Source organism: Reichenbachiella sp. 5M10 (assembly GCF_002742335.1).
Lineage (GTDB): Bacteria > Bacteroidota > Bacteroidia > Cytophagales > Cyclobacteriaceae > Reichenbachiella.
This window is the reverse complement of the sequence record NZ_MDGR01000007.1, coordinates 2,174,044-2,198,113: the sequence shown is the minus strand read 5'-3', so window position 1 is coordinate 2,198,113 and position 24,070 is coordinate 2,174,044. Positions and strand designations below refer to the sequence as shown.

The window sequence follows — 24,070 nt, the reverse complement described above, 5'->3', positions numbered from 1 at the left end:
AATACACTATGAAGCAATCTCTAAGTCTGATCCTCTGTTTATGTAGTACGCTGAGCTATGCAGCTGAGCGGGTCACTTTCAAGGCAGCGGATGGCGTAGAGGTCGTGGCGGATTTGCATATGTCACACCCTGCTGCTGCTCCTATGATTGTCTTGTTCCACCAAGCAGGGTGGAGTCGGGGAGAGTACTTGGAGATTGCTCCTACATTGAACCGTCTTGGGTACAATTGTCTCGCAGTGGATTTGCGCTCTGGCAATTTGGTCAATGGTGTTCGCAATGAGACCAACCAAAATGCTCGCGCTATGATGCGACAGACGCGCTATGTGGATGCCTATCAAGACATAGAGGCGGCTATTGCATATGCCAAAACACAAACCTCCAATAAACTCATCATTTGGGGAAGTAGCTATTCATCAGCACTAGCGCTGAAGTATGCGGGGGATCGTCCCTATGCTGTACAAGCTGTACTGGCATTTTCTCCTGGAGAGTATTTCAAATCACAAGGCAAGCCAGGGGATTGGATCAGTCAAAGTACTGCTCATATCACTTGCCCTGCTTTCATTACCTCTGCCCAAAACGAAAGACCCAACTGGGATTCTATCTATGAGGCGATCCCAATTGAGTCTAAATACTATTATCTACCCGATACCTTGGGCAATCACGGATCGAGCGCGTTGTGGGTGCGGTATAGCGATCATCAAGGCTATTGGTCCGCGGTAGTTGATTTTCTCAAGACATTAGAAAAGAAGTAATCGAGATCAATCGTTACGAACGCAACGGATGCTGTTGCGGTGCGAAGCATTGATGTGATCATCTGTGAAGTAATCCACTCCATTGTGAATCGTGATCAAGCCCGGGGCCTGATCGTTGAGGTTCTTTCTTTTCCAGTAGTATCCATTGACGCCTACATCTATATAGGCCCCGTTAGGTTCGCCAAAGCCTGCCATGAGTAGGTTGAGCCCACTTTCCCCACCTTCTTTGAAGGTCGCACCAGCCGATTTTTTGCCTCCATGCTTGTTGGTCATGGCTTCCCACTCTGCATCGACAGTCATATGCCACCCTGCGGGACAAGCTTCTAGTGCACCTGCCCAAGTGTACAAACGACCAAAAGTATCACAATATTCTTCGTAGTTGTTGTAGCAATAGCTCCCTTCAGAAGCGTAGTTTAGGTTTTGAGCCATCCACTCTTTGGTGATGGAAACACCTCCTTCGAGCTCGAGTTCGATAAACACAGTTTCGTATTCCTGACCATCTCTGGGATCAAAGAAGATGCCGTTTGTTTCCTGAGCATAGAGCTGAGGGGTTGATATCAGTATTGTGACGAATAGGGTCAATACAGCCTTCATGCTTTTAAAATTTATGTCCATTGAATAGTTTACCTGTTTTGATCTTTACAGTAGGGTACTTGACACAATGATTGCCGGAGGTTTTGTGTCCATACCCATCGTGTGCGTGACTATAGTGGGTAATGATCAGGTTACCTGTTTCCTGTCTGTTTACTTTGTAGATATAGTCTTTGTATATTTTTTCTTTGGGGTACGACTCGACAATTTCCTTGATTCTCAATCCTCCGAAAATGAAGGGTTTGATGTGGCTCTGGAAATTGCTTTCCTGCATATTTTGAGTGAAGTGACTAGTGATCTCTTCGTCTATGTTGAAAAACTCCTGATGGTCAAATAAATAGGTTCTGTATTTACCGCCTCCAAAATCAATTTTGCTGATGGTTCCCTCAACGATGTGATCGAGAGAATAGTGCTTGGTTTTACCTTCTTCTTGGAGCATTTTTTCGGGCTGACTGTAGTTGAAGTAGTCCGATGGTGTGATATTGAAAATGGCGTCTTCTCCATTGTTGTATCCCCATAGGTCTCGGGCATGGCTTTCTTTGCTTGGCAACCCGTGTTTTTCGATATAGTCAAAGCCCATGTCTCGGGTTTCTCCAGCCGTGGTGAGTATTAAACTGTCTAATTTTAGACGGTGCGTGAGGAGAGGATTGCTTGTATTTGCATTGCTCTTGAATTGCGAATAGACAAACCGAGCAGTCACGATAGGGTTGCCTCCTTGTATGATTTCGAGCTGATCGAGTTGTTGTCTACGGTGTCCTTCTGCTGTCTCAGTGATGTAGCGATTGGTCCCTGCTCCGTAGGCATCTTTGTGTGTACGTATGCCTACTTGTTCTGATTTGGTAAAATGAGCCACGTATTCTCCCAATTGTATGGATTTGAGATAGACATCAGCGTGGAGGTACTCAGAGGTGATCTGGACATTTTCGACATGCTCAGGAAAACAGTAGGACGTGTAGTGTACATCCCAAACTTCTTCGTCGTTGATGTTCATTTTTTGATAGGCACTGTTGCTGAGGTAGGCTGATTCTCCGTCAATATTGATGTCATATTTGAATGTTGCTTCGACTCCTTTTGGAGAAATGATCTTACTCATGTACCATGATGTGGTAGCTTTTTGACTATAGAAGTCAATTTCAACTTGAGTTGAGTCGAGTCTTTGGTCGATATAAGTGCTGAGAGATCGCGTGACCTCTCTGTATTTGAAATGGTATTGATAGCCGAGCTGGTCACTGATTTTCCATGTGTTATCATTCAAATCAAATTCAGCTGTCATTTTTCGAGGATGAAGGAGTTCGATGGCTAGTACGTCGGTTGTACTATCATGATCTGGTGTCATGAGAAATTTCCCTTTCATTCCTAGTATGTTGAAAAAGAATATGTCAGGATCTGAATCTATCTCTCCTGCACAAACTTTTGCATGAAATGCTGCATTTTCATTCTCTTCACAGTCATCAAAACAAGGTTTGATGTGCTCGAAAGGGTAGCCTAATGCCTTACTGTTTGGTTCGTCTATTCGGGCCAAGTCGTTTTCTCCACGAACTATGCGCGTGATTGAACCACCCGCTTCTAGGTTCCATCCTAGTCCAGTCCATGTTGCCTCCTCTTCGACTTTGATGCCCATAGCGTGGTAATTCATACTGATAGGGATGTAGAGGTCATCCTTGATGAGGGTCCGGATAGGAATTTTGATTTTTGGGACACCGTATTTGACTCCTACAGGGTGATCACAGTGTTTGATGATGGCCGCTGCGTTAAACGACGGAGGGATCACTCTGTCTACGCGTAATTGTGCTTGAATAGCTGTAACGGTGCAGGCCAATAGAAGGATTATACTGTATTTTATGCAGTGATTCATGTGTTAGAAATTATCCAAATAGTTTGTGGCGGGGTATATTCTTCTTATTGGTTAACTTCCTTTTGTCTCAAATGCATTTGAGACGTTCCAATGAAAAAGTTGGCGTTCTTCAAAGAAAACCACATTTGGTGAGGAATAAAAAAAAGCGATGACCTTTTTGGGTCATCGCTTTTTGATCGGATGGGAGCTGGCTTACTTGAGGGAAGCAATCAGTTCGTCATTCTTTTTGATATAGCCAAAGTCACCATTGGGTGAAGCGGTAGCCAATTCTTTGGATTGTTTGGCTGTTTTAATGGCGTTTTTTTTGTCGCCTTTCTTAGCTAATATTTGTGCTTTGAGGTAGATATTCCAGAATTGCTTGTTGTTGTCTCCGGCAGCCAAGTAGGCATTGATCCACTCCAAAGCTTGGTCCATGTCTCTGTCTGTATCGTAGTAGTATCTCGCAGCAGCAGCATAATTGCCAGGATTGACTACAGTGTTTTTGGCGATAGAAGCCATGATCTCCTCGTCGAAAGATACCTCTACAGGGATGTTGATGGCTGTGTTTTCCCAAGCCATTTGGATGTTGGCATTTTGGCTGTTTTCGCTGAGGTCAGTGATCTGGTAGGTTAGTGTTTGCACGGCTTCCGTGAGTGGACTAGTGGCTACTTTTGTTTGTACAGTGATTTTGTCTGCTTCTGTTCCGTTGACGTTTGCCCCTAGTGATTTGTCAGAGTATAGGATGATTTCCCACTCAGATGCACTAGGAGTCAGGATCAATAGGTATTCGCCAGCGGGTACGTTTTGTCCTGCTACTTTGACGTCATCTCCGAAGGTGATCACGGTCCCCGAGTTAGCTCCCGCTCTCCATTTTTGACCGAAAGGCACAAGGAAATCAGAACCCTCACCGAAAATTTTTCTACCCTTCATTTGTGGTCTGAAATAAGAGATTTCAATATCCGTCAAGCCTACTGTGGTGGAAACTGAACCAGCTGGGCTAGGACGTGGAGTGCTGATCTGTGCTTGTGAGCTGAGTGTCGATAGTGTCAATGCACTTGCGATAGCAAATGCGATGAGTTTGATTTTTTTCATGGTTATTCAATTATTGATTTAAATTTCTGATCGAATATACGGCTAAATTGTCGTGCGGTTATTGAAATATGTCAAACAACACTACACTACTTCCTAAATCCTTTTACTTGCGTGAAGATGTCGTCTTGATAGCTAGGGAGTTGCTCGGCAAGGTACTAGTGGTGCGTTGCAATGGAAATCTCTTGCGTGCCAAGATTGTAGAGACGGAAGCATACTGTGGTCAGAATGATTTGGCCTGTCATGCCTCCAATGGCAAACGAACACCTCGCACCGAAACGATGTATCGGGAGGGAGGTTGTGCCTATGTTTATTTGTGCTATGGCATTCACCACTTGTTTAATGTGGTGACCAATACCGTCGGCAAGGCTGATGCAGTACTGATACGGGCGGTGGAGCCCCTATCACCTTGGGGCGCTGAGTCCACGGCGACCGACGGGCCAGGGAAATTATGCAAAGTCATGGGCATCAATCGGTCAGTTGATGGGGTGTCGTTGCTAGAGGAGGCGGTGCATATCGAAGATGCATTGCCTGTAGAAGATGCGGAGGTAGAGGTGTCTGCACGCATTGGAGTTGCATATGCAGGTGAGGATGCTTTGTTGCCATGGCGCTTTCATATTCGCAACAACGCTTGGGTAAGTAAAAAGTGAAATGGTGACAATAAAAGCTGCTTCGGTTTGAAGCAGCTTTTAGTAGGATGTTGTTCTTTGTTTAAGGGTTAAGGATCCTATCTATGGCAGCATCCAAAATTTCATCTTTGGTCAAGTCGGACCAGTCGAAGCTAACTACTACATCTGGTGGTACACCTCTTTCGAAGTTCTCTTGGTTGATGATATCTTCGAACCCTGCCTCTAAACTATCGGCTTGAGCAACACTCATGGCTTGAGTCACAGAGAAACGATAATCCCATCCGTTTGGCAATTGACCTCCATTTGGTAACCCGAGCCCTCCACCAGTAGTGTCTCCCATCAGTGTGATATTGGGGATGGCTTTGGTAGAGAGTGAAGTGAATGAACCTGCACTGTAGGTTCCTCTATCACACAGGAAGATGACAGGTTTGTTTGTGTATCTAGGGCCATCTGCTGGCTCAGCGATGGCTTCTTCTAGGTCAGAGAAGTCACTGTGGTTTTTGCCGTTTCTGATTCTAGATTTGTAGACGACCGTTTCGTCATCGATGAATCGAGCAAGGATATTGAATACATCAGTTACCGCTCCTCCACCGTTTTCGCGAATGTCAAAGACTAGTCCTTCTACTTCATCGACACTGTACTTGTTGATGATATAGTCCAAGTTGACATCATCCACTGTACCTGTAAAAGAAGAAAAACGGATGTATCCTACTTTTCCATCCGCGATAAAGTTGTGAATAAATGGCCCTGATTTGATCCAACGATCGTTGAGGTAGTTGTCTTCGACGATCCTAAAATCAAAATTGTCAGCATAGTGGTATCGTACTCCATAGTAGGAGTAGTTGACCGCAGAGAGTAAGTTGGTGTGGTCGTCTCTCAGCTCAGAGATCATGCTGCCCAATACGCTAAATAGCGAATCTTCGGACATCTCTGGATAGAGCATCGCTTCATGTCTCGTGTAAGAGTCGTCCCAATCTATATTTTTGACTTCAAAGTATGAGTATTTCAAATCTGCTTGTTCCCACAAGTAATTGAAGTTTTCATATGGTTCACTTTCTGACTTTATATCCTCAAAGAATATTTTTTCACATGAGGACAATAGAAGAATAGCTAAGATTAATATTAATGCGTTTTTCATGAGTTGGCTATTTTATACTGAACAAGAATGCGAAGGAAAGCGTGTGGTGCGCCATTTCGAATGGGTTGATGTCTTCGCCTGATTTGTACATGTCCCAGCTGTATGCGTATCTGAAGGCGTTATTACTGCTTCTAAGGTGTGAAGTGTAAGCCAGCTGAGAACTCATTCTGAATCCTGAGAAAGAATTGATTTCATAGCCTTTGAATAGTCCTGCGTCGTTGAGTACAGCATCTTGACTGATGTAGTTGTAGCCATTTCTAGCGTTGTTGTTGACGATGCCTACATTCAAGTTGTACGACAAATCTCTCTTTCGAGGCTTGGCAGTGTACTTGATGAAAAGAAACTTCTTGCTTTGCTCACTTTCTCGTGACAAATCCAAAGTGACCTTTGCAGAGCCCATGATATTGACAAACACCTCATAGCCTAATTGTGCATTTTGTAGCGATGGATTGATCCGGAAGTTTCCAGTAGTGTTCAGTTGTCCGCCTGCTTTGATATTCCATTTGTCAGATGAAATGGCTTTGATCTCAAACAAGTGCATATAATATAATGCCAATGTTTTGACCTGGGCTAAAGCCACTTGATCACCAACGACACTACTGTAGTTGCCGAAGTTGAAAGATGCACCGTAGCTGATATCCTTTTCTTTGTTGAAGGACAGGGCATTGAGGTGCACATGTTTTGGAGCACCACTGTATACAAGTGGCGAAGTGCCAAAATCTCTAAAGTTGCTAAAGTCAAGTCCTAAACCAATATCGATGAAGGTGCTTCTTGGGGCTTTTGTGGTTTGCCCGAGGGTTGGAGAAAGGCATGCCATAAAAAGGCATGCCGATAGTATAACGTGTTTCATCTAAGACGGATTTACAGTGAGTGAATTCTAAATTAGTAGTTGACCGTCAGTGTAGCAATCCCCATCGTGAAGTTTCGGTTTGGGTTGTCAAATTCACCTTCACCATCAGTCGTCCAAATTTGATATACTACTGATTTGCCATCTTCGATTTGTTCACTGTTGAGCACAGGAAACGGAATCACTAGATCAAAATCATCTTGATCGTGCGAATCAATAACTAAAGAACCATCGCTGAGTGCATTGTCTGTCAATTTGTGTGCTTTGACACCTGCTCCATCTATGTTTTGATTAGAGTAGAGGCGCTCCATGTTTTTGTCTGCATCAGTAAATGTCAGTCGTACATAGAATTCATCTGTTCTATTGGCTAGATCTGCAATGTCTATTGTTTCGGAGACATCTCCTGTATCATCGTTTACGATGAATTGAATGTCAACTGCATCACCTGATTTGTAATCAAACTCGCTGCTGATAAGTGCTAGTTCATCGTCGTCTTTACAAGAGAATGTAGCTACGACCAATGCAGCAAGGAATGCTTGTGATAGGTATTGTTTTACTTTCATGGTAGTATTTGTTTGGTTATATCAATAACAAATATAATCCAATCATTGAATTGACTAACCTGTTTATCAGAATATGTGAATCAATCAATAGTGGTTCAAAATAGTGTAAAAAACGTTTAATCAGTTGTTTAAATATATTTCTGATTACAAGTGTAAGTATTTTTACAGGTCAGAGTTGCTTGTGAATGAGCTGTCCATAGGGCAGTCTAGGAGTGACTGATTAGTGTTTCGGATCAACCTCATTTTGTTCAGTTTTTACTCGTGCTCAGGGACATCGGTATTTCACCTATTTGTATGATGTAGGTATTTCACTATTACACAGCTGGAGGAATCGTGGCACCTTTGTATTGTAATCAAACGAGATACACAGCGAGTCAAGGAGGCTGGCGAAAAATATAGGTTGGTTTTTGGAAGTTAAACGAGGGGCTGAGTGTAGAGGAATCGTGAAGGAGCAGCCCCTTATTTTCAAAGCAAACCACAAGAAACAAGATCTTGACCAGCTAACATTCCTAACTAGGAGTGATGATAGATCAAAGCCGGCTCTTAGAGTCGGTTTACAGTACCAAAGAGCATAGGTTGGTTTTTGTAAGTTGAGGAACAACGTGAAGTTGATACAGGTGAAGTGGAGTTCCTCAGCTTTTTTTATCAGCCAAGATATGATGTATGACTCGATCATTAAACAACAAAGGGCCTAATCTTTGCATGAGTCAGCAGTGAGAAATTAAAGATAGGTTAGGTTGGTTTTGACCGGGGAATCGAATGGCAAAGGTCATATAGATTTCCCGGTCTTTTTATGAGAAATGGATTCTACTTATAATGATCGACTTTTTTGAAGTCGCATTACCTTTTAGGATAGGAAGTTGCGGTACCTCGTGCTTCCTATTTCTTTTTACAGCGTTATTTTCGGAGGACTTTGTTCGCCTGTTGTCTGTTTTTGTTTTAATTTCAAACTCCATTTAAACGCGATGCCTGTGACTCAAAATTCGAATGACCAAGCTTTGGTTGGTGTATGCAACGCCATCACCGAGTTGATCGTGAACCCAAATTTTGAAGAGGCTTTGGACGTGTCTTTGAAGCATATAGGGGAGGTGTTTGACGTAGATGTGTTCGTCTCGGAGTTGCTACATACGAAGGAGGGAATGGTGATGACGGTCAAGCATCACTGGATGAAGGTCTACGATCAGAAGCGTATCGATCTCAACACTTCTAATCATGTCGGGCAATTTGTTTCCCAACATACGAGTGTGCACAAAGGAATCATGTTCTCGTTTAAGAAGAGTACTGCACCACCTGAAGTTATCGAACACCTCGAGCAAACTGGAGGTAAATCGGGCTTGTTGGTACCTATTTTCGTAGAGGATCAATGGTGGGGAGTTTTGAGTTTGGCAACTGTAGAATATGAGCGTGACTGGAGTGAGTCTATCATATCTGTGTTGCAATCACTAGCGAGTGCCATCGGAGCGACGCTCTCCAAAATCATTTACAGAAGATCACTGGAGCATGAGGTTGTGCAGCAAGCCACGCAAATCATCGAACGAAACCATCAATATGAATCTTTGGTGCGCAATATCCCTGGAATTGTGTTTCGTTGTCTGATGGATCAGCAATGGACGATGAAATATATCAGTCCTTACGTCAAGGAATTGACAGGGTACGAGCCGGATGAGTTTACGGATGTACGCACGGAGTTGACGTTTGCGCAGCTCATTCACCCCAATGATCAAGATTATGTGTGGACAGAGGTCAGCCGTCAACTCAAGAGAGGAGAATACTATCGTGTCAATTACCGTATTCGGGACAAAAAGGGCAACGAACGCTGGTTGTGGGAGCAAGGAGTGATTCAGCAAAGCAGGCATGGAGAGAGACTTCTCGAAGGATGTATCATTGATATTACGGATCGAGTCAAAAGTCATGAGAAAGTCGTAGCAGCTACTTTGGAGACTGAAGACCGAGAAAGAAGCCATTTTTCACGTGAGATACATGACAACCTACAGCAGGTTTTGACCACAGCACATCTCAATTTGGAACATGCCAAGAAATTGGTGTCTCAAGATGATGCCATGAGGTATTTGATCAGCGCATCGGGGTCTCTCAAGGAGGCGATTGTTGAAACACGCAGTTTGAGCCATCGTTTGATGCCCAAGACGATCGAGGACTATGGCTATCATGCAGCGGTTGAGTCTATGCTCGAAGGGTTGGCTGATCTGGTCGAGACCAAGTTTGAATTTTTGAACAATATCCCAGACAAGCGATTGCCTATCAACGTAGCGTTGTCTTTGTTTCGCATAACTCAAGAGGCAGTGACCAACATCATCAAATACGCTCATGCCCATAGTGCTACTATCCAGCTTATGCGTCATGAGGGTTCGCTGATATTGACGATAGATGATGACGGAGTAGGGTTTGATACAGAAGATGTATTGGATGCTGAGCATGGGTTTGGCATCAACAACATGAAGAATAGAGCGACCTCTATTGGAGGACAGTTGCATATAGATAGTGCCAAAGAAAGGGGCACACATATTTTAATCGAAGTACCATACCTAACAAATAAAGAAGATGTCTCAGGATAAGTTGAAAATCCTATTGGTGGATGATCACAAGATGATTCGAGAAGGAATAAAGACCTTTTTGGATGATAATACCAGTTATGAAATTGTGGCAGAGGCGGCTGATGGGAAAGAAGCGCTAGAGAGCTATACCAACGCTCAGCCAGATGTGGTGATTGCGGATATTCTCATGCCAGAGATGACAGGGATCGAGATGACAGAGAAGATCCGAGAATACGACGCAGAGGTCAAAATACTGGCCTTGACCATGCTCAGCGAGAGCCATCACATCAAGCAAATGATGAAGGCAGGTGCCAATGGGTATTTGTTGAAAAACTGTACCGAAGAGGAACTCTACGAAGCGATATCAGCTGTGGTGGCTGGCAAAACCTATTACTCGCATGAGGTGACGGATATCATCGTGCATGATAGCAACAAACGTCCTGATGTCAAGCAGCGCTTGAGTCTGGAGATTCCTCTCACATCCCGCGAACAAGAGGTCTTGCACCTCATTTGCAAAGAATACACCAACGCTGAAATATCTGAGGAATTGTTTATCGGGATGCGTACGGTGGATGCTCACAAGCGCAACCTACTGGAGAAGACAGGGTGCAAAAATGTCGCAGGATTGGTTGTGTATGCGATAGAGAGAGATTTGTTTGATGATTTGTAGAGATTCAAAGCACAATCCGTAGCACTATTCATTTTCTTCGTTCAATTCCTTTTCTGTAGACCTCAACTTGTCTTGACAAATTTTGACCAATGCTTTGGCACGTTTGACTAGATCGGTGAGTTGATCGATGTTGGCTTCTCCGCTTTCCAATTGTTCTGAGATTGCTTGGAGTTCTTCGTAGGCTTCTTGATAAGATATTGTTTTTTTCTTGCTCATGATTCTTTGTTTTTTGTGAATCGGACAGTGTTTATTGTACTGGTTATGTGTGCGTCCTCTGTAGTCGTTTCTATTTGATCACCTGGGCCAACGGATGTCACATCAGAGAGGTAAGCGCCATTTATTTGAGTGATGCTGTATCCTTTTCTCAATATGCGTTTGGGGTCATGTGCATCGATTAGTTTATCGATGGATGATAGTGCGAGTTCATACGTCTTGATCAGTTCAGGTGGCTTTCTCTCAATAGTTTGTTGGATTCGAGCTAGTTCATACCCGCACCGTTGGACGGTGTTTTGAGCTTTGATATCTATCACGTGTTTGGATTGGACCAGTCGTTCTTGATTGGATTGGATGAGACGTTGGGCAAATTTAGAGATTTGGTCGAACAGTCCGGTGATGTCCGATTCGAACTGCATCATGCCATTGAGTAAGAATTCTGCTACTGCCGTAGGCGTTTTGAGATGGACATTGGCTACCAAATCAGCGATGGTTTGGTCCCGTTCATGGCCGATTCCAGTGACGATTGGCAAGGGGAATTGTGCGAGGTGAGCGCACAAATTGTAATCATCAAAACAATCCAAATCCGTTTGAGATCCACCCCCACGAATGAGTACCACTAGATCAAACTGTTCTTCGATTGCATAGACCCGATGTAGGCTATCAATGATCGACTGTACGGCTTGGTCTCCTTGCATCGTCGCTTGAAACAGCCGTAGATCGGCGCTGTATCCATAGGGATTGGTGGTGAATTGATTGATGAAATCACCGTACCCTGCTGCGCTCTCGGAACTGATGATAGCTATGCGCTGCGGAACTTGCGGAAGGATGAGAGACTTGTTGAGATCTAAAATCCCCTCTCGCTCTAGTTGGAGTATGGTTTCTCGTTTCTTTCGTTCTCTTTCACCAAGGGTGAAATTGGGGTCTATGTCCTTGATGTTGAGGCTAACGCCATATACCTCGTGAAATTCAAAACTAGCATTGAAGAGCACTTGCATCCCTTTTTTGAGTGGTGTGCCCGCGATGTGTTCGAAGTGGTTGTGTAAGCTGGCGAAGGTATAGGACCATATGGTCGCTCGCATTTTAGCTTTGATGAAGTTGTTTTCCTTCTCAACCAAATCCATATAGCAATGTCCCTTTTGCGCTACGTTCATTTCTCCAATCTCCGCCACGATCCAATAGGAAGGAGCCAGGTGATTGGACAAGGTTTGTTTGATTAGAAGATTGAATTCGGAAAGACTAAAGTGCTCCACTGCGCATAGGGTTTGGAATCAGCTCCAAAACTAAAGATGATTCCGAATAGTTGGGGCGTAGATCGTTCGAAGATTTTTATGGATCGTTTTTTATTCATGCATATCATTGATAGTTTGCTTGTATAATGAAAATCGAACACATTGGACTTTGGGTCAAGAACCTAGAAGAAATGCGCACTTTTTATCAACAGTACTTTGAGGCTAGTTGCAATCAGAAATATGAAAACTCAACCAAAGGGTTTTCATCCTATTTCTTGAGTTGGACAGAGGGAGCGAGGTTAGAGCTGATGATGCGCCATGATGTCACCGCTTCTAATTCCGAGGTAGAAAAACTAGGCTGGGCTCACTTGGCTTTGTCTGTGGGTGATCGCGGCGCGGTGGATGAGTTGACCGAGAAGCTGCGAACAGATGGTTATCAAATATTGAGTGAGCCACGTAGTACTGGGGATGGATATTATGAGAGTGTTGTGTTGGATCCAGAAGGCAACCGTGTCGAAATTACGATATGATAACGGATGAATTTATTTTCTAAGATAGGATCAAGAGCATTAGGGACTTAATGAGTGTAGAGCTGGCCTCAAGTGAGATATCTAAATAATAAGTAGAGTCAACCTTTGTTATTGATAGGATTGACCTAAATTTGCTCCCCGTAACTACAGTTTTGAAATCACATCTTAATGACATCTACAAAGTACATTTTCGTTACGGGCGGAGTAACATCATCTTTAGGGAAAGGAATTATTTCTGCTTCATTGGCTAAACTTCTACAAGCCAGGGGCTTTTCGGTCACTATTCAAAAATTCGACCCATATATCAACGTCGATCCTGGTACACTCAATCCCTACGAACATGGAGAATGCTATGTGACGGATGATGGTGCAGAGACCGATTTGGATTTGGGTCACTACGAGCGATTCCTCAATGTGCCGACTTCTCAAGCCAACAACGTGACGACCGGTCGTATCTATTACAACGTGATCAAGAAAGAAAGAGAAGGGGAGTTTCTTGGAAAAACGGTGCAAGTAGTGCCGCACATCACTGATGAAATCAAAAATAGTATCTACAAACTGGGAGAGACGGATCAGTACGATTTCGTGATTACCGAACTTGGTGGTTGTGTAGGTGATATCGAGTCTTTGCCTTTCATAGAGGCAGTGAGACAAGCGAGATTCGAATTGGGCCCGACCAATTCACTCAACATCCATTTGACTCTGATCCCGTTTCTCAATGCGGCAGGTGAACTGAAAACGAAACCTACGCAGCACTCGGTCAAGCAATTGCTCGAAGCGGGTATACAACCAGATATTTTGGTCTGCCGCAGTGAGCATAAGCTACCTAAAGACCTGAGGAAAAAAATAGCATTGTTTTGCAACGTGCCACACAACTGTGTAATAGAGGCTATGGATGCTGAATCCATCTACGATGTGCCACTGCTGATGAGAAAAGAAAAACTGGATGAACGTGTATTGTCTAGAATGAAATTTTCTTACAAGAAGGAGCCAGGCTTGGAGCACTGGAAAGAATTTTTGGGACGATTGAAGAACCCTACAGATGAGGTGAGATTGGCCCTCGTGGGGAAATATGTAGAGTTGCAAGATGCCTATAAATCTATCAGCGAGGCATTCGTACATGCTGGAGCGACCAACGAATGTAAGGTCAATGTGACTTGGATTTCTTCAGAAGAGATAGATTCTAGTAATGCCGAAAAACTCTTGTCCAATGTGCACGGCCTGTTGGTAGCTCCTGGGTTTGGAGAGCGAGGGATCGAAGGCAAAATCGAATCGATAAAGTACGTCAGAGAAAATAATATCCCGTTTTTTGGCATCTGTCTAGGGATGCAATGTGCCACCGTCGAGTTTGCACGCAATGTGCTCAAACTCAAATCAGCCCATTCTCGGGAGATGAACGGGGAGACCGAAAATGCTATCATCGATCTCATGGAGGATCAAAAGAATCTGACTGAAATGGGAGGAACTATGAGACTAGGAGCCTATGAGTGTCAAATCAAAAAAGGGACAAAGGCTTACCAAACTTACGGTCAATCCAAAATCACGGAGCGACATAGACATAGGTATGAATTCAACAACAAGTATTTGGCTGATTTTGAGAAGAATGGCATGATTGCTTCGGGGATCAATCCAAAAACAGGTTTGGTAGAGATTGTCGAGCTCAAGGATCATAGATGGTTCGTTGGAGCTCAGTTTCATCCTGAGCTCAAAAGTACAGTACTCAACCCACACCCCTTGTTTGTTAGGTTTGTGAAGGCAGCTCTACAGTACAAATCAGAAATCACATCAACCGATAGTTAAACATCAGATAATTAGAGATTATAAATGGATAGGAATCAAATCATAGGGATCGTCGTGATGCTCGCGCTCATGACTGTCTATTTTACATATTTTACCCCAGAGGTACCTCCCGTAGTAGAGGAGACGACCGAAGCACCATTGACTACTGCATCAGCTGGATCTACTACATCTGTTCCACAAGTATTGGACCCAGTAGAGGGACAGGATTCTTTGGCGACCGTCATGCAGAAGGAACGATACGGTTTGTTCTCTGGCTTTGCCAATGGTATACAAGAGGACATAGTCTTGGAAAACAAAGACGTCAAAATTGAACTTTCGAATCTTGGAGCAAGTGTCAAAAAAGTCGAACTGAAAGGCTACAAAACCTACGACAAGCAAAAACTAATCTTGTTGGATGAGAAAAGTAGCAAAATTGACATGGTCTTGATGAGTAACTACAAGGCAGTCAATGTGTCTGAGCTCTACTATAGTGCGACTCAGACGATGGAGAATGATACGACCGTCTTGAGTTTTGTCATGGCCTTTGATGAGACGAGATATTTGGAACAGAGGTATTCATTGCCCAAGTCAGGATTTCAGCTCAAGTATGAAGTGAACTTCGTAGGCTTGGATGGTATTGTGGACAACCAAGACGTACAATTTTCATGGATCAACGACATGAAGAGGGTCGAGGAGACTTTGAAGGACTCTAGACAAAAAACGACCATTTACTACAAGTTGAATGGAGAGTCAGTGGATAATATCGGTTCGGGCAACGACAATGAGACTGAAACGCTCACTGCACCGGTCAAGTGGTTTACCTTCAAACAGAAGTTCTTTGCAGCAGGGTTGGTTGCAGATCATCAGATGTCTTCTGCGGCATTTACTACCTATGCAGACGAGTCAGATACGACTGTTGTCAAACATGGTGCTGCCAATGTGGTGCTACCTGTTGGAGACCTGAAGACAGGCAAGGGGAAATTTACCTTCTACTTTGGTCCTAATGACTACAAGATCACCAAGAAGGTGACAGAAGGATTTGAAGAAAACGTAGATTTGGGTTGGAAGCTTTTTCGATTCGTCAATAAATGGTTGATCATCCCAGTCTTTAACTTTTTGGAGCAGTACATTTCCAATTATGGAGTGATTATCATTCTTTTGGTGTTTATCATTCGTTTGATTCTAGCACCGCTGACATATAAATCACATATGTCTATGGCCAAGATGAAAGTCTTGAAACCAGAGATGGATGTGATCAAAGAGAAGAATGGTGGAGATCAGCAGAAGACACAGCAAGATACGATGGCGCTCTACCAGAAGGCTGGAGTCAATCCGCTCAGTGGTTGTATCCCTATGTTGCTACAGTTCCCATTTTTGTTGGCTATGTTCAATTTCTTCCCGAACTCGATCGAGTTGAGACAGGAGTCGTTTTTATGGGCACATGATTTGTCTACTTATGACAGTGTATTGGATTTGCCATTTACGATCCCGTTTTATGGAGATCATGTGAGTTTGTTTACGCTGCTGATGACTGTATCTACTCTGGCAGTGACATGGACCAATAGTCAAATGAATACGCAGATGCAAGGGCCAATGAAGAGTATGCAATACATGATGCCGATCATGTTCTTGTTTATCCTGAACGGCTACTCAGCAGGTTTGACATTCTACTACTTCGTGTCCAACATGGTTTCGTTTGGTCAGACGGCATTGTTTAGAAAACTTGTCGATGAAGACAAGATCAAAACGGTCATGGAGGAAAATCGCAAGAAGAATGCCAACAAGAAAAAATCAAAATTCCAACAAAAATTGGATGAGGCTATGAAGGCAAGCGAAGGAGCTCGAAAGGATAAGAAGAAAAAGAAGTGATAAAAATAGAGCCCTGACTATCGTGTCAGGGCTTTTTGTTTGAGTAGGATTTATCAACATTTTAATGTGGACAAATTTCTTAGGTCATTTATCATTAATGTGAAAACGAGACATATATTTGCCACGTTCAGTAGTATGCTAAATGCTGACTAGGATAGTTAAATAAACAGAAACCAAGCTTTATGGGCAAGATCATATCAATTGCAAATCAAAAAGGAGGAGTAGGCAAAACCACGTCTTCCATCAATTTGGCAGCTAGTTTGGCTGCACTGGAATTTAAAACATTGATAGTGGATGCAGATCCACAAGCCAACGCTACTTCTGGTATAGGAGAGGATCCCAAACAAATCACTGCAGGTATTTATGAGTGTATGGTAGATGGGGTAGATCCTTATGATTGCATTGTGCAATCTGATCTTGACTATCTGGACTTGTTGCCTTCTCATATCAACTTGGTAGGAGCAGAGGTTGAGTTGGTGGATTACGAAGAAAGAGAACAACGGATGAAGCAAGCCCTTGAGCCGATCAAGGATGATTATGATTTCATCATCATCGATTGTTCCCCGTCTTTGGGTTTGATCACAATCAATGCCTTGACTGCTTCTGATTCTGTTATTATTCCTGTACAGTGTGAGTATTTTGCATTGGAAGGTTTAGGTAAATTATTGAACACCATCAAGATTATTCAGTCTCGACTCAATCCAGAGTTGGAAATTGAGGGGATTTTGTTGACGATGTACGACATGAGGTTGAGGTTATCCAATCAAGTGGTCGAAGAAGTCACTACACACTTCAAGTCCATGGTCTTTGATACCTTGATCCCAAGAAATATCAAATTGAGTGAGTCGCCTAGCTTTGGTTTGCCAGCGATCGCACACGATGCGGAGAGTAAAGGAGCAATTAGCTATTTGAATCTGGCACATGAGATAGTAGCCAAGAATCAGTTGGTAGTAGAAGAGGTAGATTAATCACATAGAATAGGATACGTAGATGGCTGGGAAAAATCCAACAAAACGAAATGCATTAGGGAGAGGTTTAGGTGCGCTGCTCAATGATTCTGAAGATACGGGATCAGCGGTGGATAAATCTGTGAGAAAACCTCTCAGAGAGAGGAGTGCTGCTGTAGGTAGTATCTCAGAAGTGCAGTTGGACCAGATCGAGGTGAATCCGTTTCAGCCTCGTACGGACTTTGATCAGGAGGCTCTTCAGGAACTTTCCGACTCGATCAAAGTACAGGGTATTATACAGCCCATCACACTTAGAAAATTGAACAACAACTCGTTTCAGTTGATCTCTGGAGAACGGAGGTTCCAAGCGAGTAAATTGGCTGGGCTCAAGAAGGTGCCGGCATATATCCGTACAGCGGATGATCAGCAGATGCTGGAGATGGCCTTGATCGAAAATATCCAGCGTCAAGACCTCAATGCGATGGAAGTTGCACTGAGTTATCAAAGGTTATTGAGCGAGTGTGATCTCAAGCAGGAGCAATTGGGCGATCGAGTTGGAAAAAAGCGCTCTACAGTCAATAACTATCTTAGGTTACTGAAGTTGCCGCCAGATATTCAGGCGGCTGTGCGTGATGGTAAAATATCGATGGGACATGCTCGTGCATTGATCAATATTGAGGATACTTCCTTTCAGTTGGATCTACTCAAAAAGATTCTCAGCGAAGATTTATCTGTGCGGAAAGTTGAGGCATTGGTCAAGCAAGCGTCTTTTCCTGACGCCCAAGAGGAAAAAACTCCCAATAAAGAGGAGAATAAAGAAATAGTAAAAGTACAAGATAAGCTATCTTCGCATTTCGGGACGAGAATCAAAATCGCCGCGAATGACCAAAATAAAGGAGAAATCAAAATTCCATTTTCTTCGGTGACGGAGCTCAATAGAATTTTGGAAATTATCGATGCTTGATACCTTGATTAGAAAATCGGTTTACTCTATCCTACTTGTCCTGTTTGTACACTCTGTGTATGCGCAGGAGGATATCATTCATGAGGACTCTTTGTTCATAGAGTCTCCAGGAATAGAGTCATTCCGTAGCAAGTCCAAATTGGACCCTAATAAAGCTGCTTTGTACTCCGCGGTATTTCCAGGTTTGGGTCAGATGTACAACAAACAGTATTGGAAGCTTCCCATTGTCTATGGAGGGGCGATTCTGATCGGTTACCTTGTCCAATACAACCAAGATTATTATACTGCGTTTAGAAATGCTTGGATTGCCGAGACAGATGACGATGAGAGTACAGTGAATCCTTTTCCTAGATTCAATGCCTATTCGCTTCAGCGTAAGGCAGAGCAGTTTCAGCGCAATCGTGATTTTATGATTATCATCGGAGCGGTGTATTATCTACTCACGATAGTGGATGCACACGTTGCAGCGCACCTAATAGAATTTGATATCAACGATGAGCTGGCAATCATGCCATCGTACAAGCCACAGACAGAATATACAGTACGAAACGTAGGGATGTCCGTGGTATTTAATTTGAGCAAATAACATGAAGGTAGGACTAGTAGGTTATGGCAAAATGGGCCAAGCCATCGAAAAGATTTTGATAGAAAGAGGACATCAAGTGTCTAAAATCATTACGGTAGATAACCCTGCCGAACTCAACGAGATCGCACCAGATAACACGGATGTCGTAATTGAATTTACTGCACCCGAATCTGCTTTTTACAACATCAAAACTTGTCTGCAAAATGGAGTTCCTGTAGTATCCGGTAGCACGGGTTGGTTGGACAAGTTTGAAGAGGTCTCTGCAATAGCCATTGAGAATCAAGTAGGTTTTTTCTACGCATCCAACTACAGTTTGGGGGTCAATGTGTTTTTCAAACTCAATGAGTTTTTGGCCAAGATGATGAATGGTAAAGGGTATGATTCATCGATGGTGGAAATACACCATACCCAAAAATTAGATGCACCGAGTGGTACGGCCATTACTTTGGCCGAAGGCATGATGAAGCACTTGGAAGAGAAAAAGAATTGGGTCAATGAGAAAACACAGGCAGCGGATGAATTGGGGATAGTCTCCGAACGAATCGAGAATGTGCCAGGTACACATGATGTGCAATATGATTCAGAAGTAGATACGATCAAGATCAGTCACGTAGCACATAGCCGCAAGGGTTTTGCCCTCGGTGCGGTGGTCGCTTCAGAGTGGCTGGTGGGTAAATCTGGCGTTTTTTCTATGGATGACTTGCTACAACTTTAATATTTGAAACGATCAGTATGAGTATATTCAATATTTTTAAGAAAAAAGAAAAGAAGAAAAAGGGGGCGGTTCGAGAGTGGGTGGATGCGATTGTGTTTGCTGTGATCGCGGCAACTTTGATTCGTTGGGCTTTCATGGAAGCATACACGATTCCTACTCCTTCGATGGAAAATACACTGCTAGTAGGTGATTTTCTCTTTGTGAGCAAAATCAACTATGGACCAAGAACACCAAAAACACCTCTTCAAGTGCCATTGACGCACGCAAAATTATGGGGGCCTTTGAGTGATTTATCATCTTACTCTGATGCGATTCAGTTGCCACAGTTTAGGCTTCCTGGCTTGGGTGATGTCGAGCGAAACGACGTAGTAGTTTTCAACTATCCGCCAGAGTTTGAGCATCCGACAGATCTCAAAACACACTACATCAAACGATGTGTCGCTGTAGGTGGAGATACGTTGGAGATCAAGGATACACAAGTCTACATCAATGGAGAGAAGGGCGAAAATCCCGCCGATATGCAGTTTTTGTATTTCATAGCCTCAGACAAGACGATCAATCAGCGTGTGTTCGAGCAGAATGGGGTTTGGGATGTGAGACCTTACGATGGTGGCTGTTACATACAGGCAAGACCACAGGATGCACAGAAATTCGAATCTCTGCCATTTGTCAAGCGAGTGATACCAGTCAGACATCAAGAGAGTGACGTAGAGCCTAGGATTTTTCCAGACGCTTCTCGTTTTCCTTGGAATGTAGACTACTACGGGCCATTGGTGATTCCCGCAGAGGGGATGACGATCCAGCTGGACGAAGATATGGTAGCTACCTATGGTTCGACGATTCGAGATTACGAAGGGTTGGAGGATGTCAAAGTACAAGAGAATAAATTGATTATTGATGGTAAAGTAGCTACCGAATACACCTTTCAGCAAAATTATTATTTTATGATGGGGGATAACCGTCACAACTCTGAGGACTCAAGGTATTGGGGGTTTGTGCCTGAAGATCATATCGTGGGTGAAGCGTCTTTTATTTGGATGTCCATTGATCCCAATGCAGATTTACTGGGCAAGATTCGATGGTCTAGGCTGTTCAGTGGGATCAACTGATCCAATCATTGTTACAAAATGGGAAGGCTTACCAGATGATTTCTGGTAAGCCTTTTTCTTTGAGGTATATATTGGTTTTGCTGAAGTGTTTGTTGCCAAAGAAACCTCGATAGGCCGCAAAAGGTGAGGGGTGTGCAGATTCCAAAATCAAATGCTTTTTAGAATCAATGATACGGCCTTTTTTTTGCGCATACGCTCCCCATAGTAAAAATACCAGATGCTCTTTTTGGTCAGACAATTGAGAGATTACTGCGTCTGTAAATTCTTCCCACCCTTTGTTTTGATGTGATCCTGGTGTTTGGGCACGTACGGTCAAAGTAGCGTTGAGCAGCAATACGCCTTGCTCGGCCCATCGATCAAGGTTGCCAGATGAAGGGATTGGATGTCCTAAATCTTCTTTGATCTCTTTGAAGATGTTTTGAAGAGAAGGAGGAGGTTTGACCCCTTCGTTGACTGAAAAACAGAGACCATGTGCTTGTCCCTCACCATGGTAGGGATCTTGTCCGATGATGACTACACGCGTGCTGTCAAAAGGAGAGCAATCGAAGGCATGAAAGATTTCTGTACCTCTTGGGTAAATTTTGTAATGAGCATACTCTGTCTTGATGAATGAGGTAAGTGATTGAAAGTAAGGCTTTTGAAATTCTTTGTAAAGCTTGTTTTTCCAGCTTTCGTGAATTTTTACATCCATTTTTTTTGTATGTAAAATAAATTGATTTACTTGTATTCTCAAGAATTAGGCAATGCAATTACCCGATGACGATCCAATGATGGTTACTCAAAAGACAAAAGGAATAAAAGTGAGTGTCGAGACAGAATATCAACCCAAGTATTCTAGCCCGAGACAATTTCATTATGTCTTTACCTACAAAGTCATCATCACCAATGAAAGTGAGAATACCATTCAGTTGAAACGTAGACACTGGTACATTAAGGATGCAGCGTATTCGGATCGTGAGGTAGAGGGTGAAGGAGTAGTAGGGCAACAACCTACTATTGAGCCGGGAGAGGAGCATGTGTATGTATCTGGTTGTAACCTAAGAAGTGGTATTGGTAAGATGTATGGCACTTACCTTATGGAACGTATCATTGATGGCAAGATGATTGAAGTTTTGATCCCTGAATTTGTCATGGTCGTACCCGAACGAAACAATTAGTCACCTCTCAGTATTTACGTATTGGAAATCAACGTAGCGCTTTTTCGTATCAAGCGGTTTTTTATCTATTGGTTGACGAAAATGGACGAACATTCGTTGCAACCCCCCTTTGTTTTTTCCTTGTATTGTACGGTGCTCAAACCTGCCTCCAAAATGGATGATACACATCCTGCGTTGTGCTTGTGGGTTGAGCTGACTAAGGATACCAATTTGGTAGATAGTACTGCGGGAGCAGGGACATCTCTAGGCGCTTCGCAAACAATAGGTCAGATTGCTAAGTATGGGACAACTCCTATGCGGTACTCTTGGATGATCAAGCGTATGCTGGAACACATTGAAGCCAAGTCTGTCTTGGAGTTGGGGACTTCTTTGGGACTCAATGTATCGGTGTTGGCAGAGGCTCAGACAGTTCAATCAGTGGTCACTGTCGAGCGAAATGTTATGTTAGCACAGAAGGCCCAAACACATTTTTCTCTTTTGGGGGTAGATACTAAGGTTCGTTTGTTGGAGCAAGATATTGATGACGTATTGCCAAATATGTTGGATTGTGGAGAGTCTTTTGATTTGATCTACTTGGATGCCAACCATACCTATGAAGCGACCATGAGGTATTGGGGTATGCTCAGGGGGCTTGTCAATCCTCAATTGGGAGTTGTTATTTTCGATGATATCAATTGGTCCTCAGGTATGCGCCGAGCATGGGAAGAAATCTCTGGGGCATTTGGGCAGGGGATTGTTATTGAGAATTTCCAAATGGGTATTCTAGTCTTTAAGAGAGAGCTTTCTAAGAAATCTTACGTGTTGGATTTTTGACTTTGGTCTGGTCTTTGATTTGTATTTTATTCTTAAGTCATCTAGGTCTTGATTAAGAATGATATTGGCCTATTTTTACAATTTGGAATTAAAGAGAATATGGAAATTAATCAGAAACAACAGCCGAAAAAGCAAGAAGCACAAAGCAGAAAGAGGATCGTTATCGTATTAGCGAGTATCTTGATGTTGGCACTGGCTATTGGCTTTGTATACAAGTTAGTCGAATCAATAGAGTTGGAACGTCAAAATGGAATCACCCAACAACAACTTGACTTAGCCTACAATGACTTGGACTCTATGAGTAATGAACTAGACAGCAGAATTCTAAAGATTGCGCAACTGGGAGGAGAAATAGATACATTGTTGCAAATCAAGAATCAGCTGGAAGAAGAGAAGAAGGCATTTAGAAAAAGAGCATACAGACAAATAAACGATCTACAAGGAAAGGTAGATGGCTACAAACAGCTATTGTTGGCTCAAGATGAAGAGATCGAGCGACTCAAGGTACTCAATCAGGAATTACTTGAGGAGAATACTGAGTTGAAGGATGAAGCCAATGCGCTCAACGAATCTTTGCGTGATTTGAATACAGATCGTAGTGCTCTTGAGCAAAAAGTAGCAATTGCATCTCAGCTTAAAATCGAAGGAATGAAGGTCATAGCTGTCAATAGCAATGACAAGGAAAAAGAAGGTGTTTTCAAAAATAGACATATCAGCCATCTCAAGATTGAGTTTGATGTTTTGGAGAATAAAGTAGCTCCAATTGAAGGAATGGATATCTTATTGAAGATTACAGGTCCCGATGGCAAAGTGATATTTGATGTGGCTACTGGTTCGGGTACGTTTGTATTTGAAGGACGTGAAAACTTCTTTACAGTGAAAAAGGAAATTCTTTATGATAGAAACACACAATCGCTTACGTTTCTGTATGACAAGGGATCAGAGTATGACTTGGGTGAGCACAAGGTAGAAGTATATACAGATGACTACAAAATGGGAGAAGGGAGTTTTGTAGTGAAGTAAGAAGTTAGTTTAAGAAAGGGATTCGCTTTCTTTCGTCAAAGACTATTTTGATGCAACAAAGCAATACGATGGCGGCCAGCGAGACAAGCAGGCCGCCATCGTTGTTTGTAGTTAGGCCGAGCCAAAGAAGGTGTGAAGCGATCGCGCTGAGCATGACGAAGCTACCCAACAGTGCGCCCACGCCAGAGAGCGGGGTGAATAGGAGGATTGCGATGGTCAATTCCAATAAACCAGTCCCAATGCGTAGTAGTGGTTCGTACGCTTTGTCATCGAATAGCCCTTGAGATACATTCTCAAAAATCTGCTTGGATTCGTTGAGGGCTGCCTCTCCGCCAATGCCAAATTTGAACCATAGTGTTTGGATCAAAATGGCCGAAACTATGATTTTTGGCAGGTATTTGATTCGAGTAGATTGTGTTTTCATGGCTCCTTCACTTTTGTTTCAAGATAATCAACAAGCATTGTTTA

At 43.1% G+C, this 24,070-nt stretch carries 25 protein-coding genes; 15 read left to right on the top strand and 10 right to left on the bottom strand.

Annotation, left to right across the window (positions count from 1 at the left end):
• The first annotated feature begins 8 nt into the window (after nucleotides 1–8).
• Nucleotides 9–752 carry an alpha/beta hydrolase gene (locus BFP72_RS08880; protein ID WP_099598800.1) on the top strand — a complete coding sequence of 248 codons (744 nt, stop codon included), beginning with the start codon at nucleotides 9–11 and terminating at the stop codon, nucleotides 750–752.
• Nucleotides 753–758: 6 nt separating this feature from the next.
• Here the strand turns inward: BFP72_RS08880 and BFP72_RS08875 are convergent, their stop codons facing one another.
• From BFP72_RS08875 to BFP72_RS08865, 3 genes are all read right to left on the bottom strand, one after another.
• The gene (locus BFP72_RS08875) at nucleotides 759–1,346 is read right to left on the bottom strand and encodes an FISUMP domain-containing protein (protein ID WP_158233350.1); all 588 of its coding nucleotides are present in this window, start codon (nucleotides 1,344–1,346) and stop codon (nucleotides 759–761) included.
• A gap of 4 nt (nucleotides 1,347–1,350) precedes the next feature.
• Nucleotides 1,351–3,198, bottom strand: coding sequence for a hypothetical protein (locus tag BFP72_RS08870; protein ID WP_143520002.1), 1,848 nt, complete (start codon nucleotides 3,196–3,198; stop codon nucleotides 1,351–1,353).
• Between the two features lie 192 nt (nucleotides 3,199–3,390).
• Entirely contained in the window at nucleotides 3,391–4,269 is an 879-nt protein-coding gene (locus BFP72_RS08865) for a DUF2911 domain-containing protein (RefSeq protein WP_099598797.1), read from the bottom strand.
• Between the two features lie 68 nt (nucleotides 4,270–4,337).
• On the opposite strand from BFP72_RS08865, the gene BFP72_RS08860 reads away from it, so the two are divergent.
• The gene (locus BFP72_RS08860) at nucleotides 4,338–4,916 is read left to right on the top strand and encodes a DNA-3-methyladenine glycosylase (RefSeq protein ID WP_099598796.1); all 579 of its coding nucleotides are present in this window, start codon (nucleotides 4,338–4,340) and stop codon (nucleotides 4,914–4,916) included.
• Between the two features lie 61 nt (nucleotides 4,917–4,977).
• On the opposite strand, the gene BFP72_RS08855 is transcribed toward BFP72_RS08860, so the two are convergent.
• Genes BFP72_RS08855 through BFP72_RS08845 form a run of 3 tightly spaced genes read right to left on the bottom strand, consistent with a single transcriptional unit; the run spans nucleotide 4,978 to nucleotide 7,443 of the window.
• The gene (locus BFP72_RS08855) at nucleotides 4,978–6,033 is read right to left on the bottom strand and encodes a S41 family peptidase (protein ID WP_099598795.1); all 1,056 of its coding nucleotides are present in this window, start codon (nucleotides 6,031–6,033) and stop codon (nucleotides 4,978–4,980) included.
• Between the two features lie 7 nt (nucleotides 6,034–6,040).
• Nucleotides 6,041–6,883 (bottom strand): hypothetical protein, encoded by an 843-nt coding sequence (locus BFP72_RS08850; protein WP_143520001.1) that lies wholly within the window; start codon nucleotides 6,881–6,883, stop codon nucleotides 6,041–6,043.
• Between the two features lie 32 nt (nucleotides 6,884–6,915).
• Complete coding sequence (locus BFP72_RS08845) at nucleotides 6,916–7,443, bottom strand: hypothetical protein (protein ID WP_099598793.1); 528 nt, start codon at nucleotides 7,441–7,443, stop codon at nucleotides 6,916–6,918.
• A gap of 965 nt (nucleotides 7,444–8,408) precedes the next feature.
• On the opposite strand from BFP72_RS08845, the gene BFP72_RS08840 reads away from it, so the two are divergent.
• Nucleotides 8,409–10,016, top strand: coding sequence for a PAS domain-containing protein (locus tag BFP72_RS08840; RefSeq protein WP_099598792.1), 1,608 nt, complete (start codon nucleotides 8,409–8,411; stop codon nucleotides 10,014–10,016).
• A complete protein-coding gene (locus BFP72_RS08835) occupies nucleotides 10,003–10,665 on the top strand; it encodes a response regulator transcription factor (protein ID WP_099598791.1) in 663 nt (220 codons plus the stop codon). The genes BFP72_RS08840 and BFP72_RS08835 overlap by 14 nt, the downstream gene beginning before the upstream one ends.
• A gap of 24 nt (nucleotides 10,666–10,689) precedes the next feature.
• Here the strand turns inward: BFP72_RS08835 and xseB are convergent, their stop codons facing one another.
• On the bottom strand, nucleotides 10,690–10,881 hold the full coding sequence (gene xseB / locus BFP72_RS08830; protein ID WP_099598790.1) for an exodeoxyribonuclease VII small subunit: 192 nt from the start codon (nucleotides 10,879–10,881) through the stop codon (nucleotides 10,690–10,692).
• Entirely contained in the window at nucleotides 10,878–12,131 is a 1,254-nt protein-coding gene (gene xseA, locus BFP72_RS08825) for an exodeoxyribonuclease VII large subunit (RefSeq protein WP_099598789.1), read from the bottom strand. Before xseA ends, xseB begins: the two co-directional genes overlap by 4 nt.
• Nucleotides 12,132–12,256: 125 nt before the next feature.
• Here xseA and BFP72_RS08820 point away from each other — a divergent pair, with 125 nt between their 5' ends.
• The 8 genes from BFP72_RS08820 to lepB all read left to right on the top strand — a co-directional run bounded on the left by BFP72_RS08820 (nucleotide 12,257) and on the right by lepB (nucleotide 20,609).
• Complete coding sequence (locus BFP72_RS08820) at nucleotides 12,257–12,640, top strand: VOC family protein (RefSeq protein WP_099598788.1); 384 nt, start codon at nucleotides 12,257–12,259, stop codon at nucleotides 12,638–12,640.
• Between the two features lie 168 nt (nucleotides 12,641–12,808).
• Nucleotides 12,809–14,440, top strand: coding sequence for a CTP synthase (locus BFP72_RS08815; RefSeq protein ID WP_099598787.1), 1,632 nt, complete (start codon nucleotides 12,809–12,811; stop codon nucleotides 14,438–14,440).
• Between the two features lie 24 nt (nucleotides 14,441–14,464).
• Nucleotides 14,465–16,288 (top strand): membrane protein insertase YidC, encoded by a 1,824-nt coding sequence (yidC, locus tag BFP72_RS08810; protein WP_099598786.1) that lies wholly within the window; start codon nucleotides 14,465–14,467, stop codon nucleotides 16,286–16,288.
• A gap of 182 nt (nucleotides 16,289–16,470) precedes the next feature.
• Nucleotides 16,471–17,256, top strand: a complete 786-nt coding sequence (locus BFP72_RS08805) for a ParA family protein (protein ID WP_099598785.1) — start codon at nucleotides 16,471–16,473, stop codon at nucleotides 17,254–17,256.
• Nucleotides 17,257–17,278: 22 nt separating this feature from the next.
• Entirely contained in the window at nucleotides 17,279–18,199 is a 921-nt protein-coding gene (locus BFP72_RS08800) for a ParB/RepB/Spo0J family partition protein (protein WP_099598784.1), read from the top strand.
• Nucleotides 18,192–18,785 (top strand): DUF5683 domain-containing protein, encoded by a 594-nt coding sequence (locus tag BFP72_RS08795; RefSeq protein WP_099598783.1) that lies wholly within the window; start codon nucleotides 18,192–18,194, stop codon nucleotides 18,783–18,785. Before BFP72_RS08800 ends, BFP72_RS08795 begins: the two co-directional genes overlap by 8 nt.
• Nucleotide 18,786: 1 nt before the next feature.
• On the top strand, nucleotides 18,787–19,500 hold the full coding sequence (gene dapB / locus BFP72_RS08790) for a 4-hydroxy-tetrahydrodipicolinate reductase (RefSeq protein WP_099598782.1): 714 nt from the start codon (nucleotides 18,787–18,789) through the stop codon (nucleotides 19,498–19,500).
• 17 nt (nucleotides 19,501–19,517) lie between these two features.
• Nucleotides 19,518–20,609: a signal peptidase I gene (gene lepB / locus BFP72_RS08785; protein ID WP_099598781.1), complete on the top strand. Its 1,092-nt coding sequence runs from the start codon at nucleotides 19,518–19,520 to the stop codon at nucleotides 20,607–20,609.
• 28 nt (nucleotides 20,610–20,637) lie between these two features.
• Here the strand turns inward: lepB and ung are convergent, their stop codons facing one another.
• Nucleotides 20,638–21,300: a uracil-DNA glycosylase gene (gene ung / locus BFP72_RS08780; protein ID WP_099598780.1), complete on the bottom strand. Its 663-nt coding sequence runs from the start codon at nucleotides 21,298–21,300 to the stop codon at nucleotides 20,638–20,640.
• A 79-nt stretch (nucleotides 21,301–21,379) separates the two neighbouring features.
• Here ung and apaG point away from each other — a divergent pair, with 79 nt between their 5' ends.
• The 3 genes from apaG to BFP72_RS08765 all read left to right on the top strand — a co-directional run bounded on the left by apaG (nucleotide 21,380) and on the right by BFP72_RS08765 (nucleotide 23,602).
• Nucleotides 21,380–21,766, top strand: coding sequence for a Co2+/Mg2+ efflux protein ApaG (apaG, locus tag BFP72_RS08775; RefSeq protein WP_099600734.1), 387 nt, complete (start codon nucleotides 21,380–21,382; stop codon nucleotides 21,764–21,766).
• Nucleotides 21,767–21,787: 21 nt separating this feature from the next.
• Nucleotides 21,788–22,579, top strand: a complete 792-nt coding sequence (locus tag BFP72_RS08770) for an O-methyltransferase (RefSeq protein ID WP_099598779.1) — start codon at nucleotides 21,788–21,790, stop codon at nucleotides 22,577–22,579.
• Between the two features lie 99 nt (nucleotides 22,580–22,678).
• Nucleotides 22,679–23,602, top strand: a complete 924-nt coding sequence (locus BFP72_RS08765; RefSeq protein ID WP_099598778.1) for a chromosome segregation protein SMC — start codon at nucleotides 22,679–22,681, stop codon at nucleotides 23,600–23,602.
• Between the two features lie 4 nt (nucleotides 23,603–23,606).
• Here BFP72_RS08765 and BFP72_RS08760 read toward each other — a convergent pair whose 3' ends face one another.
• Nucleotides 23,607–24,026 (bottom strand): DoxX-like family protein, encoded by a 420-nt coding sequence (locus BFP72_RS08760; protein ID WP_099598777.1) that lies wholly within the window; start codon nucleotides 24,024–24,026, stop codon nucleotides 23,607–23,609.
• Nucleotides 24,027–24,070 lie beyond the last annotated feature (44 nt).